We start from the raw sequence: 12,624 nt of genomic DNA, 5'->3' as shown, positions 1-12,624 counted from the left end.
GTATATACTTACGCACCTTCCCACTTCAACACACCTTTTTGGATAGAAGTGAGAAGCTATCCCGCTTCTCACCACCTTTTACCAAATTTGTCTCACCGACTCCCCACTTCGACACACCGAAGATTCAAAGGCTTCCCACTACGCCCCACTTTTTGCTTCACGCGGTCATAACTGGTTGATACTACCCTCCCTAAAGGTAGCCTGGAGTTGAAAGCCGCATTATGTGGTTCTATGGGGATTTCGGATAAAGGCACCACTTTGCCATCTTGTTATCTTGTTATCTTGTTATCTTGCTATCTTGTTATATTGTTATCTTGTTATCCTAACATCTTACTAATTTGTTAAGATACAAAAACAATTCAGTTATAAATCACACAGTTAACAACTTAACAAGATATTAACTTAATAAAGAAATTGCAATATTGTCGCCTGTTTGGCAATATTAAGTTGTTAACTTAACAATTTAATATGAGGCTATGATGATAATAGTATTGGGTAGTCAAAAGGGTGGGGTTGGTAAAAGTACACTGGCGGTATCTATAGCTGCGTATCTGATGTCACTGGGCAATAGAGTGATCATTGTCGACGCAGATGACCAGAAATCTGTATTGACCTGGTACAACAATCGTCCTGAAGATCTTCCCCATATTCCGGTTACTGGCGCAACAGGCAACATCAAAGCCATGCTAAAGGAACACGAGAAATCTTATGACTTTGTCATCGCAGACTGTGCTGGCCGCGACAGTGCAGAAATGCGTAGTGGGTTGATGGCCGCTGACGTATTCATTTCTCCGTTGCGGCCTTCTCAGATGGACCTGGATGTAGTGCCTCATACATGCTCTGTTTTTACAGCAGCAAAAGATTTTAATGAGGACGTCCGGGGATATCTCGTTTTAAACATGACGCCCACGAACATGTTTGTCAATGAAGCAAATCAGGCAGCTGACGTACTCAAGGATTATCCTGAAATGCGTCTGGCTAGTTCCCGAGTTTGTGATCGAAAAGCGCATCGAGATGCCTGGGCAGAATCAATGACAATTTTTGAAACGCAAAATGACAAAGCACAACAAGAAATCGAATCGTTAGTTAAAGAGGTTATTCTGTGAGAAATAGAGCAAATACTCCATCTCGTGATGAGGCAGCGTTTATTAACGGTGGTACTGCTGGTATTGATAATACCAAAGTGACTTCAGAGAGACCATTGGCTGTAAGTAAAGCAAAACCAGTGAGCATTTCCTTTTTTGAAGAAAACTTAAAAGACATTGATGATCTTATAGCGGGTGAAATGATTTCAGGTAAAAGCAGAGTGAATCGTTCTGACGTAGTCAGGGCAGCGGTAGAGGCACTAAAAAGTTTATCAAAAACAGAGATATCCAGATTAATCGCAGAAGCGAAACAACGATAATATCTTGTTATCTTGTTATCTTGTTATCTTGTTATCTTGTTATCTTGTTATCTTGTTATCTTGTTATCTTGTTATCTTGTTATCTTGTTCAGGGTGGTAACACCTTTTATATCGAGGCAACAACTTCGCGATAGTGAAAATTTGCGGATGGCCTCAGTCCTATACATAAGGGGATATACATGAATTCAAATACTACAATCGCCTTACATTTTTCGCTTGCATTACTATTTACGTTGCTATCAGTGGCTGGTAGCAACCATGATTTAGCAGGAGTTGTATCTCAATTATTCCTTATTTTCATGGCTGCATTTTTTTTCTTTAGGGCAATGAGGGCCTTTCTGAACATAATTAATGTGATTGAAAGCTGTAAAAAGTGAGGCTGGATAAGCCCCCATTAAGCTTGGACTGTTTCCCACACAAGAACTACTTTAGGTCGAAACCTGGGGTATTACCCATAGTTGACCTATGTAGATTGGTTTGGGGTTAACTTTTTTATCAACGCAACAGCTTCAGCTTCCGGCATAGCAAACTGCACCCGGTGCCGTGCCGCGACATCGAGCGCAAACACCTTCGTATAGACCTCCGTGGAACTGATCGATTTGTGGCCCATCAGGCTCTGCAAAACCTTCAGAGGTATGCCGGCGTACAGCATATGCATCGCGTAGGAGTGACGGAACGTATGGGGGGTAACCGGTACTGAGAACGTCACCCCGTCGGCCGCTGCGGCCTCCACCGCTTCGCTAAGCCAGGTGCGCACGGTACGGTCTGTGATCTCCCAGATACGTGCCTTCTCCATTCTGCCGGTGCGCTTGTTTCGTCTTTCCAGCGGAATTTTCAGGGTGGCCACCATCATCTGCAGCTGGCTGACATAGTGGTGATCGGAAAGGGGAACCAGACGATGGACCTGACTGCCTGCGGGGGCACGACCTGCCGTCCTGGCCGCTTTCTCGGTGCGCTGCTTGAGCGTGGCCAGCTGCACGAACGGATACGGCGGCACCAGCGAAAAATCCCCCCGGGTCAGCGCGAGCGCTTCATTAATGCGCGCGCCGGTGTTCCACAGCGTCGCCAGCAGCATCTTGCGGTGAAGATCCGGCACGTAATGGAGCAGGGCGCTGACTTCCGGCGCCAGCAGGTATTTCGGCAGTTCATCCTGCACGAGCGCCATCTGGCGCAGGGCGAGGGCGGCAGGGTAATCGATGGCCACCGGGAGCAATGTTCCGGGAGATGCCGGAGATCCAACTGGAACCAGGTTATTCATAATTTCTGTTAATTTTTTTCTTTGCCGAGAATTTTCTTCGTAATATTACCGGAGTCAGGATGACTAACCAGCCAGCGACGGCCAGCCAGAAAACAGACGAAGTCACAAACAAAACTACCCCGTCAATGACGGTAGACACGATATTTTCGGGCACAGGTTTCACTCCTCTTCAGTGGGTGGCTATGGAACGGGAACATTCATGACACCAACATCCAGTAGATAAAGCACAGAAAACCCATCCCCCATCCCCAGAACAGGATCTGGCCGCGGTATTTATCCCGCAGGTTAAAAAAGGGATGTGCCTGCAGGTCAACGAGCTCCTCACTTTGCGAGGCAAGCTCCCTTTCCAGCTCCAGGATTCTTTTCTGCGACTGAGCACACAGGGTAGCCAGCCGGATGACCCCGGTTGCCCGTTGCGCCACCTCCAGGTCTGAATCCCCGCTCTGCGGCAGAGACAGTTTTTCTGCCCGCAGCGGCAGGGCGTCACATTTCTCGTCCGGGAGCTGGCCCTCTTTCCTGTGCAACAGATGATAAAATGGACGATTCTTAAGTGAAGTAATTAACTGTTTTTGCGACCGTTTTTTGCCTTCGAGCTGCACGATTTTTTCCTGCAGCCCGCGATAACAGTCTTCCAGCCGGCGTACCGCGGATACCAGGGGCTCCACCCGGAGCGTTGAGCACCTGCCCCGTGGCAACTGCAGTTCGTCTGCCCGCAGCGGCATTGAGCTGGTTTCCCCCGCCGGGAACCGGAAACCCATTGCGTGCCACAGCCTGTCCCTCCGGATCTTGTTTTCTTCGTTTTCTTCATCAACCCGGGAAATTTCAATCGGCAAAACCAGGGTTGCTGGCGGAAGGCCTCTGGCCCAGAGAACAAACTGCTGCGTGATCCAGCTACCCAGGCCGAGTCCCTGCAGGCGGCGTTCCAGTCTGAACTCATCTGTAAACAGATGCAGGGCCTTCTGTTGAGGCCAGTAGATTGCAGTGAAAGTCTGAGTCTTCGTCAGTTCGGTATCGGCAAGGTACAGTGTCATTATGCAGGAGACCCGGTACAATCCGTCGGGAAAATGGTCAGAAGTTGGCCCCCACGATTCCTCCCTGCTCAGAATAACGACCAGATTTTCCTCCTGGCGGGTACTGTTATTTGTAATGATCTCCGGCAATGTCACGAGCCACATTGTTTTGTCGTCACCAGTCCGGGTAACACAGTCGGTCATGTTTTTTTCCCTAACAGTGAAGTGAACAATACACTTTAAAGACCTTATTGATGAGGCAGGCTTTCCACGGCGGAGCGCTGTGTTCAGACTGCGGCAGATGGTAGTCACCCGTGAGCACCCAGAAATCAGGCTGGCCTGATTGTTCTGCCACCATTCTGCCGTTTCGTTTGAGAATTTTTGGAGATCGCCATTTCTGACGCCTGCGGGCTGTCTCGATGGGGCTGTCCTCATTAAGGCCAGAATAAAGCCACAGCTCCTGGTGGCCATATACATCCTCAAGCTCCCGGACCACATCGTTAAATGAGCTAAATGTTGGTGTACCCATACCTCGCCTCAAAAATAGTATCCGGTTCAATAGTCATTCTTGCCAAACAGCTGAGGCAGTTCATCAAACAACATCACATGGCGGGTGCGCTTTCCCTTGAAAATGCGCCTCATCACTGGCGTGAAATCCGCAGGCTCCCAGCCATAGGGCCACGTATAGAAGATTCCGGCTTTCAGCGTGTTATCTGGTCGTTCAGGGCCAGCGACGATACGTCTTACCTCCGCGCTCAGGGCCTCACCGCGCAGGCCGTACTGTCCCAGGTAACGACGCAGCCGCGTTCTCGGCATCCGCGGATCGGATTTCACGTAAGCATTAATATCCATATGCTGCGTGGCGGTGATGATATTCATGCCGTACTTGCGCATGGTGCTGAAAGCGGTGGCCATCACGTCTGTCTCTGGTTCGCCATCAGTTCTGTTCATCTGGTTTCCTTTTACTGACTTAAGGGTGTTTGTGTGAACCGTTCGTTTAAGCTGACCCCGCGAAAGCCTGCAGGGCATCCGCTCCGGAGGGCAGTTCATGCTGAGGGTTAAGCTCTGCGGCAATGCTTCGTTTTGACATCCTCGATGTCTTTCAGGGCGGGGAGGCTGTCAAATTCCCCAGAACATCAGGTTTATCGCATTTTTGATGTCATTTTCCCGGTGGCTGAGATCGGCCACTTCCTCCCCGGTGACGGAGGACGTGACGCTGGCCATGTCCGTGGTCATCAGGCGGTAGCTTTCATCCCCGATGTGCACCACCGGATAGAGTTCACGGGAAACCTTATCCGACAGCAGCCGGGCGCTGGCCAGCGGGATCACCATCCGTCGCCCGGGGGTATCGATGATGTCACTCTGCACATCCACGAACAGACGATAGCGGCTCTCTCTTTTATAGGCATAAACCTTAAACTGCATCTCACCAGTCCCTGTTTTCGTCGGCGAATGAACCGTTCATCTCAATAAAGCGGGCAACCTCGGCCATCCCTTCCTGATTTTCAGCCTGCCAGCGTTCGGAACGCAGACGACGGGCCTCATTCTGCATGGCCCTGTTCACCAGGGCGGAGATATTGACGTCTGCGGATTTCAGTAACTGATAACTGTCGCTGTCTATGGTGACAGTGATGCGCTGCTTCATAATGCACTCCGGAATACATACTGATGATATGCATATCAGTATAGCGTAAGGATGCAGCTGACTCACGCCCGCCTGAAACATACTGTTATGTCGCCATTAATTTCACTTCGTGAAATTCACATACAAAATAATCACCTTAGAGATAACAAGCAGCCATACAGCCACGCCGTTAAATTACAGGACGGCCGTTCCGTCCGGATCCGACTTTTCGCGCTTTACGAAGTTTCCGGAAGTGTGCCACGGTGAGAGAATAAGCAAAGCGGCGTTTTCCGGTGGTGAGCGGCCGGTCGCGGGGCAGGGGAGGGACACAACATATAGCGTCATCCTCAGCTGGTAACACCGCTACATCTTGTGTTTCCGGGCCGCTGCGCACCGGAGGCCGGAAAGCAGATCCGGAACTCACAGAAATCGGATCTGCGAGTGAAAAGAAGGGAATTAATACAAAAATAGCAATAATCATTTATTATTGTTGCCACATAGGCACTATTGTTCAGGGTGCAATAATCATCATCTTCTGTTGCTGAAATCCGCACATCTGAAAAATATGCCGACCGCGCTCATTCGTCACCAGTTAAATGCGGCCAGGATTCAGATCAAAGATTGATTAACCGGTGACGGAAATAAAATGAAGCCGGAACGCGATCGCCCTACTATAAATGATATTATTAAGCCTCCGGGCATTCATCAGCGTCTTAATAAAGGTATCAGGAATGTATCCCGTATTTGAGAATGGATCCTGCTGGGTCAAGGTGGATTTTCACCTGCATACCCGGGCAGATAAGGAATTTCGCTATGCCGGAGAATCCGACAGATATATTCGCGACTACGTCAGTGCCCTTAAAGGGGCGGAAGTGGGCGTCGGTGTGATCACCAATCACAATAAATTTGATCCCGGCGAGTTTAAGGCACTGCGTAAAGCCGCGCGCCGTGAAGGCATGGAACTGCTTCCCGGCGTGGAGCTGTCCGTTAATGATGGCCAGTCCGGTGTGCACACGCTCGTGGTGTTTGCTGATGAGTGGTTCATCAATCCGCAGCAGACAAACCATATTGAAAGTTTCCTGACGGCCACGTTTGCGGGCGTTGATAATTTTGAGAACGAAAATGCCCGTTCAACAGAAAATATCACACAGACCATCCAGCGCCTTGACCGGTACGAACGGGATTACTTTATTGTGTTTGCCCACGTGGAGGCCCATAACGGGTTATGGGGTGGGCTGAGCCCTGGCAGGATCGGGGAGCTTTTTGATAACGAGCTTATCCGCCGGCGCGTGTCGGGATTTCAGAAGGTGATGACCCATGACCTGCGGGTCAAAATTCATGGCGTGCTCGGTAAGCGCTATCCTGCTGAAGTCCAGGGATGCGATGCCAAAACGCTGGATCATATTGGTGCCAGAAAAGCCGCCAGCTATCTGAAACTGGGTCATTACAGTTTTGAAGCTGTCCGCTTTGCGCTCCAAGATTTTCCCCATCGCGTAAGCGTGGAGAAACCGGCTCTGATCCACAGCCATATCCGCCAGATAGCATTCGAGGGAGCCGGTTCGCTCGGTGGAACCGTGGTGAAATTATCTCCGGAACTGAACACCCTGATTGGGATCCGCGGCAGCGGCAAATCCTCCATACTTGAAGGGATCCGTTATGCCCTGGACATTCCGTTTGGTGAGAAGGCTTCTGACCGCGATTACAAAGAAAATCTGGTCAGTAATTTACTCAAAAGCGGAGGGAAAATTACCGTAGACGCCGTGTGCCGTCTCGGGCGGGCCTATCAGATAACTCGCATTTTCGGCCAGGAGCCGCAGGTCATTTTTGACGGTCAGCCCACGCAAGGTGTCGCGCTCCGGGAAACGGTTCTGCACAAGCCGGTGTATTTTGGCCAGAAAGATCTCTCCAATACCGGCGCGGGATTTGAATACGACCTGATTGAAAAACTGGTCGGGGAGCGTCTGGCCGCCGTGCGGAACAAAATCCGGCAGCAGAATGAAGTCGTCCTCGACAGGTTACGCGAGTATCGTCGTCTGAAAACATCAGGAGAAACACTCGCCGAATGGCAGGCGAAAGAGAAGGATGCACAGTTCCGCCTGCGCTTTTATTCCCAGCACGGTATGGAAGAAAAACTGGCGCGTCAGACCACCTTCGGACGGGATGAGCGCTATCTCAGCAGTACCACTGAACGGGCAACCCGGGCGCTGGACAGTCTGCAGGACGGGATCAGGGAAACTCTCGATGGGCTGAAGCAGGAGCAGAAATATGAGTCAGCGCATAACCAGGAAGACATTGATGATTACTGTGCGGGATATGATCGCTTCACGGCCCACCTCGGTTCCCTGAACACCATCGTAGACGGCGCCCGCCGGCTCCTCACAGAACTCGATACGAAGCAGCAGGCTTTTCTGGAGAAAAAGCTGGCGCTGACGGAGGAATTTGCCGAAATAGAGCGTGGCCTGGCTGAAGAGCTGCGGCTGGCAGGTGTGGAAAAAGCCGATCCGGCTGACTTTCTGAAGCTGAAGGCCGAGCTGGAACTTGCGGAACAGAAAATTGACGAGCTGACCCGGGCTGAAAGCAGTCAGGCGTTACTGGAGAAAAGTCTTACAGAGGCGCTGAGCCGATTGTATGAACTGTGGGTGGAAGAATATAAGGAAATTGAAGCCGTGTTGGCCGGCATCAGCCAGGCCGACTCGCCCCTGAAGATCGTGGCGTCTTTTGCAAACGACAAAAAAGCCATGCAGGCCGTTCTGAAAGAGGCCTTTACCGGCAGCCGGCTGCGGGAAAGTACCTACCAGACCGTGGCTGACACCTTCAGAGACTTTGGTGAACTCTGGCTGAACAGGGACAAACTCCCGGGGATTATCAGCGGCTCTGCAGAGACATTCAGCGAGTATCTGAAACAGCAGATTGAATCGCTGATTGCCTGGCAAATACCTAATACCTACTCCATTGAATTCCGGGGCAAACCCCTTGAACAACATTCGCTGGGTCAGCGCGCCTCAGCTTTAATGCTGTTTGTTCTGAATCAGCAGGATAATGATGTGGTGATCATCGATCAGCCCGAAGACGACCTGGACAATCAGACAATTTATGACGACGTGATTAAAATCATCCGGGCGATGAAACCCCGTACGCAATTTATCTTTGCCACTCACAATGCCAATATTCCAGTGCTGGGAGATGCAGAGAATGTCTGTGCCTGTGAATACTCAGACGGAAAGATCCAGGCTGCCGGTGGAGGCGTGGATGCCCCTCTTGTACAACAGCACATTATTTCAGTGATGGAGGGAGGACGGGAGGCATTCGAGCGACGCAGGGAAGTTTACGGTTCATGGCTAAGTAAAACCTGATGCCATCTGGTTTTACTTACCGTAAAAAAAAGCCGCATATGCGGCTTTTTCAATTTCCGGTTATAACACAACCCGTAATACAGATTTTACAGGGAATGCAGAAAGTGTAAAAATAACACTCTTTTAAGATTTTGTGTATTATTAATTCATGGAAATCTTAAACACCCGAAACGAGACAATTATTACAACCGTAAGTCATGCATCAAATGCCCATGTTCGACACAAAAGCGCTGAGCACACTGAAACCGTTCTGCTCAAGTTCACACTCCGGCAGGCCTGACGGAAACTGAGCCAAAATGTCGTTATCAGATGAGTGCCCAGCTCACGGCCTAGGTAATCATACTAATACATATAATTGACTCATTTTCATTTGACATCCAAAATTTCATTCATTATATCATTACCAGAAGATGCATACTTACCATATCGCCTCTTCATATGATCACAAGCATCTCTAACCTTTCGTCTTATAATATGCTCAGGTTTATCTTTATTATTCATTCTGACTTCATTTGCAATATCAATTAAATCTTTAGGCATGTAATATGTAGAGTCGATATTGAAAAACAAAGGTAAAGTTCTCCTGTCATCTTTTTTTATATTATGCCTAATGGTACTAAATGAAAGCATTACTGATATAAAATTTAATGACATCAATGGAGAAGACGGAGGGTTTTTAATTTTCTCTCTGATATCACGTCTTATCATCCAAGCCAATTTATCTGTTGTCAACCACCAGTGTTTATAACCTAATTCAGAAGAGGTTTCCTTTCTTCTCTTCCCAATAACCCCAAGGTAATTTTCAACATCATTTCTAATTAAAATATCAGTTACGTGGGGCTCTGTTTTTCTATCTGAATTAACATTTGATCTTCTGGTTTCATGTGCTCTTCTCCACATTGACTCTATAGAAAATCGTACATCTTCATCAACTTCCTGACTAGCATCATACAATGACTCAACTTGAATTTTAAAAAATCTATTCAAATAATCTGTCATATCGTCGAACTTTCTTTCTTCACCATGAAACAACTCGATGAAAGAAGAAAAATCCGATGGGTTATGCCCTTCCTCAAGATAATGATAATATAAAAATGGAATTCTACCGCTCCATTCTGAAGTTAAAGTTCGAGAACAATGCTTCGACAAATTGATATGCTGTATTATTTCATCTACAACACCTTCAGTTACTTTTAATTTAATTCCACTATCATTTAAAAGAAGTAAGGTTTCAGTGAATTTTTTTGTTTTTTCATCTTTGTAAATTGATTCAACCAAAAGAGGGAGTACAATCGTGGTATCCAACCAAATAGTTCCATAACTAAATATTTTCCTTGTAACCTTTTGAATATCAGGCGTTTCTTTCAAAAATGAAAATAATGTATATATGTCAGAAGCTTTCTTTAAATGCTGAATTATTACTCTAGACCTAGAGTTTAATATGTGTGAAATTACATTTAGAGCTATATCAGGAAAGTCAGGAAGGTTAAAACCCTCTTGATCTATCTCTTCAAAAATACAATTTTTAAGCTCACTTTCATTTTTCACAATGATACTTTCTTTTATCACAGATAAAGCAAATTCCTCTCCTGAATTAAATAGAAATCTATCTAACACTTTTAATATCTTAACTGTTAAAAATTCAATAGTATCATCACTTACATCTCCATCTGACACCTCATTAACGATTAATGCACTAACCTCTTTATTAAAAATACTCTCTTCAACCTTATTTTTCTCTAAGTTAATCTCTATCCTCTGTATTTCCTCATAGGACAAGCAAAACTCATCATCCTTATCCCAAATTTTAACAATTGAGTTTTTCTTATCCGTTTTATTTACCAGTTTTGACAATGCAGCATCAGCATACTTTACAATATCTTCTTTGTTTGTTGTTGGTAGATAATTCATAATAGTTTTATGAATGTCAACTCTTTTCATTCTGTTACTGCTGTTTGTATTTCTTAACGCAGCTCTAACTAAAGACTCAAACGCTATTTTTGTTAATCCCTTACCATTATCCTCATTGCTCCATTGCAAACCAAGAAACGTTAAAGCTGCCTTAGCTTCAACGCTGCTTAACTTATTAGATTCAGTTTCAATTAATTTTAAATCTTCTAAAACTGGCCTTCCCACGGCATCAAAAAGCCTTTTAGCTGCTACTGAATAAACTTCATCAGACTCAAATCTTTCTAAAAACCAGTTTGCATCTCGTATATCCAAGTAAATATTATCCAACATGCAGGCTGCTTTTATCTTATCGCCTTTCGCACCAATTACTATATTTGTGCAGTATATAACAAGAGTAACCTCCTTGAAATTATCCTTTAATTTTTTTACGGTTCTTTTTATTTTATCTTCATAATTATCAGTAACAGAATATTGAATTGCAATATGAGAAACACCATTAGGATTAAATATTTCAGAATCTCGACCTCCATCACCAGATGGTGAAGCCATGGTTCTTAATCCTGCAAATTCAACCGATAAAAAACTAGAGCTTAATTCTTCAAATCGTTCCCAGTCAGATTTTTTTAAGTTACTTAATGATATGGAAAATTGATCTCTATTCATATTTTATTTCCTTTCTTTTTATAATTAAATATGTATGATTCTTATCACCATAAACTAGTGAGTCGGATAGGGAGCATCCCCATCAGGCACGCACTGAATTCGTTACTTCCTCAAGTTTAAGTATCATTAAACCGATTGGCGAAGCACTAAGTTTTCAGTCCTTCGCCACAGCTCACTGGCGTCTGGCACGAAGAATGGAACATTGTGCGTTCCGCCGCCGGAGCCGTGAGCTGATTGCCAAGTGGTTACATCTGGATTACTACCAAAAGCGGCACCTGCCTCAACAAATTTATGAATCCTCTGAGGATCCTCTTCGATAGAGAAAGCATGCTTTAAGCTTGGGTGATAATCAAAACCTTTAATATTATCAATAGATAATACTGCTATAAGTAAAGTGTGGCGATGACATTCCGAGTGATGGCACGGAAAACTGACCCAGAAATCGGGAGACCAGTCACCAACGCATGCAGGATTCACATGCCATTCCCAACCAGCAAGGTCAAAAAAGGCTGCCCATCGTGCTTCCAGCGCTGTTTTGAACTGTAGTCCTTTGTAAATTGCACCCATTATTGAGACTCCTGTTTATCATAGTGGTTAATAGCCTGACCCTGACCCCGAATATGCTCCAGTCATAATCAGGAATAACCGGCCTCATGTTGGCTGCATATTCTTGCAACCGACAGACTTCTCGGCAAATTCAGATGGCGTCATCCAGCCCAGCGCTGAATGGGGACGTCTCTGATTATAGTGTATGCGCCAGGCCTCGATTTTGCACCGTGCATCCTCCAGGGACATGAACCAGTTCTCGTTCAGACATTCCTGCCGCAGCCTGCCATTAAACGACTCCACAGTGGCATTGTCCGTCGGTGTTCCCGGGCGTGAGAAGTCTATACGGATCCCTCGTTCATATACCCATTTGTCCAGCATTTTCCCTGCAAATTCAGAGCCATTATCGGTTTTCAGTAATTGTGATAATGACCCTGACCCCACGAAAGCCTGCAGGGCATCCGCTCTGGAGGGTAGTTCAATACAGTCACCATGCTGTGGGTTAATTTCTTCGTCAATGGCTTCGTTGTAACGCATGCGAAGCCGCCACCCCTTCATCGGGAGAGAGTTCTGTATGGCCAGCACCATCGCCTTCCGGCGACAGCAGTTCACGAAGGGTGTAGCAGGCCCCGATCCGGGTCGAGTCCCGCAGCCACATCACGGGGTATTCACTGACCAGCTGGTCATACACGCATTCTGCCGTATGGAAGTAATTCTCATCCGCCCTGCATAAATCACACATAATCCATCCTTTACTGTGAAATCCCGCCTGCCATCATTCATTTTTAGCAGTCCCCGTCACTGTTAAAAAAAGGAGGGGCTAAGCCCCTCCCTGATTATAAAAAGCCTTCCAC

12 protein-coding genes and 3 pseudogenes are annotated in these 12,624 nt (G+C 46.7%); 4 read left to right on the top strand and 11 right to left on the bottom strand.

All coding sequences use genetic code 11. The features are described 5' to 3' along the window. Positions 1-479 precede the first annotated feature (479 nt). The 3 genes from ACVCAM_RS25070 to ACVCAM_RS25060 all read left to right on the top strand — a co-directional run bounded on the left by ACVCAM_RS25070 (position 480) and on the right by ACVCAM_RS25060 (position 1,782). A complete protein-coding gene (locus ACVCAM_RS25070) occupies positions 480-1,106 on the top strand; it encodes a ParA family plasmid-partitioning AAA ATPase (RefSeq protein WP_004197649.1) in 627 nt (208 codons plus the stop codon). Beyond that, positions 1,103-1,405, top strand: coding sequence for a hypothetical protein (locus tag ACVCAM_RS25065; protein WP_071571079.1), 303 nt, complete (start codon positions 1,103-1,105; stop codon positions 1,403-1,405). Before ACVCAM_RS25070 ends, ACVCAM_RS25065 begins: the two co-directional genes overlap by 4 nt. Before the next feature lie 179 nt (positions 1,406-1,584). Beyond that, a complete protein-coding gene (locus ACVCAM_RS25060; RefSeq protein WP_021312488.1) occupies positions 1,585-1,782 on the top strand; it encodes a hypothetical protein in 198 nt (65 codons plus the stop codon). A gap of 86 nt (positions 1,783-1,868) precedes the next feature. On the opposite strand, the gene ACVCAM_RS25055 is transcribed toward ACVCAM_RS25060, so the two are convergent. The 7 genes and pseudogenes from ACVCAM_RS25055 to ACVCAM_RS25025 form a co-directional block, all read right to left on the bottom strand. Continuing rightward, positions 1,869-2,663 (bottom strand): site-specific integrase, encoded by a 795-nt coding sequence (locus ACVCAM_RS25055; protein ID WP_004197635.1) that lies wholly within the window; start codon positions 2,661-2,663, stop codon positions 1,869-1,871. A gap of 197 nt (positions 2,664-2,860) precedes the next feature. Beyond that, the gene (locus tag ACVCAM_RS25050; protein WP_017899884.1) at positions 2,861-3,877 is read right to left on the bottom strand and encodes a hypothetical protein; all 1,017 of its coding nucleotides are present in this window, start codon (positions 3,875-3,877) and stop codon (positions 2,861-2,863) included. A 10-nt stretch (positions 3,878-3,887) separates the two neighbouring features. Beyond that, positions 3,888-4,202, bottom strand: a complete 315-nt coding sequence (locus tag ACVCAM_RS25045) for a hypothetical protein (RefSeq protein ID WP_053389906.1) — start codon at positions 4,200-4,202, stop codon at positions 3,888-3,890. Between the two features lie 26 nt (positions 4,203-4,228). Next, positions 4,229-4,624 carry a hypothetical protein gene (locus ACVCAM_RS25040; RefSeq protein WP_017899885.1) on the bottom strand — a complete coding sequence of 132 codons (396 nt, stop codon included), beginning with the start codon at positions 4,622-4,624 and terminating at the stop codon, positions 4,229-4,231. Between the two features lie 168 nt (positions 4,625-4,792). After that, on the bottom strand, positions 4,793-5,098 hold the full coding sequence (ccdB, locus tag ACVCAM_RS25035) for a type II toxin-antitoxin system toxin CcdB (RefSeq protein ID WP_013023785.1): 306 nt from the start codon (positions 5,096-5,098) through the stop codon (positions 4,793-4,795). Position 5,099: 1 nt separating this feature from the next. After that, positions 5,100-5,318 carry a type II toxin-antitoxin system antitoxin CcdA gene (gene ccdA, locus ACVCAM_RS25030; RefSeq protein WP_001568025.1) on the bottom strand — a complete coding sequence of 73 codons (219 nt, stop codon included), beginning with the start codon at positions 5,316-5,318 and terminating at the stop codon, positions 5,100-5,102. Between the two features lie 169 nt (positions 5,319-5,487). Beyond that, a pseudogene (locus ACVCAM_RS25025) lies at positions 5,488-5,733 on the bottom strand (hypothetical protein); the annotation flags it as partial. 295 nt (positions 5,734-6,028) lie between these two features. Between ACVCAM_RS25025 and ACVCAM_RS25020 the strand changes: the two are divergent. Beyond that, positions 6,029-8,650 (top strand): TrlF family AAA-like ATPase, encoded by a 2,622-nt coding sequence (locus ACVCAM_RS25020; RefSeq protein ID WP_016156502.1) that lies wholly within the window; start codon positions 6,029-6,031, stop codon positions 8,648-8,650. A 366-nt stretch (positions 8,651-9,016) separates the two neighbouring features. Here the strand turns inward: ACVCAM_RS25020 and ACVCAM_RS25015 are convergent, their stop codons facing one another. The 4 genes and pseudogenes from ACVCAM_RS25015 to ACVCAM_RS25000 form a co-directional block, all read right to left on the bottom strand. Further along, a complete protein-coding gene (locus tag ACVCAM_RS25015; RefSeq protein WP_186984049.1) occupies positions 9,017-11,224 on the bottom strand; it encodes a hypothetical protein in 2,208 nt (735 codons plus the stop codon). Positions 11,225-11,350: 126 nt separating this feature from the next. Further along, positions 11,351-11,791 (bottom strand): hypothetical protein, encoded by a 441-nt coding sequence (locus ACVCAM_RS25010; RefSeq protein WP_447093726.1) that lies wholly within the window; start codon positions 11,789-11,791, stop codon positions 11,351-11,353. Positions 11,792-11,875: 84 nt separating this feature from the next. Then, positions 11,876-12,184: pseudogene (locus tag ACVCAM_RS25005) on the bottom strand (integrase core domain-containing protein); the annotation flags it as partial. Positions 12,185-12,214: 30 nt separating this feature from the next. Then, a pseudogene (locus ACVCAM_RS25000) lies at positions 12,215-12,512 on the bottom strand (hypothetical protein); the annotation flags it as partial. Between the last annotated feature and the right edge of the window lie 112 nt (positions 12,513-12,624).

Source organism: Enterobacter sp. CFEC122 (assembly GCF_052983755.1).
This window is presented reverse-complemented; position numbering and strand designations above follow the sequence as displayed.

Coding starts and splice junctions, on each gene's coding strand:
- ccdA (WP_001568025.1), bottom strand. CDS start 5,318: ATGAAGCAGCGCATCACTGTCACCATAGACAGCGACAGTTATCAGTTA.
- ACVCAM_RS25050 (WP_017899884.1), bottom strand. CDS start 3,877: ATGACCGACTGTGTTACCCGGACTGGTGACGACAAAACAATGTGGCTC.
- ACVCAM_RS25045 (WP_053389906.1), bottom strand. CDS start 4,202: ATGGGTACACCAACATTTAGCTCATTTAACGATGTGGTCCGGGAGCTT.
- ccdB (WP_013023785.1), bottom strand. CDS start 5,098: ATGCAGTTTAAGGTTTATGCCTATAAAAGAGAGAGCCGCTATCGTCTG.
- ACVCAM_RS25070 (WP_004197649.1), top strand. CDS start 480: ATGATAATAGTATTGGGTAGTCAAAAGGGTGGGGTTGGTAAAAGTACA.
- ACVCAM_RS25015 (WP_186984049.1), bottom strand. CDS start 11,224: ATGAATAGAGATCAATTTTCCATATCATTAAGTAACTTAAAAAAATCT.
- ACVCAM_RS25020 (WP_016156502.1), top strand. CDS start 6,029: ATGTATCCCGTATTTGAGAATGGATCCTGCTGGGTCAAGGTGGATTTT.
- ACVCAM_RS25040 (WP_017899885.1), bottom strand. CDS start 4,624: ATGAACAGAACTGATGGCGAACCAGAGACAGACGTGATGGCCACCGCT.
- ACVCAM_RS25010 (WP_447093726.1), bottom strand. CDS start 11,791: ATGGGTGCAATTTACAAAGGACTACAGTTCAAAACAGCGCTGGAAGCA.
- ACVCAM_RS25055 (WP_004197635.1), bottom strand. CDS start 2,663: ATGAATAACCTGGTTCCAGTTGGATCTCCGGCATCTCCCGGAACATTG.
- ACVCAM_RS25060 (WP_021312488.1), top strand. CDS start 1,585: ATGAATTCAAATACTACAATCGCCTTACATTTTTCGCTTGCATTACTA.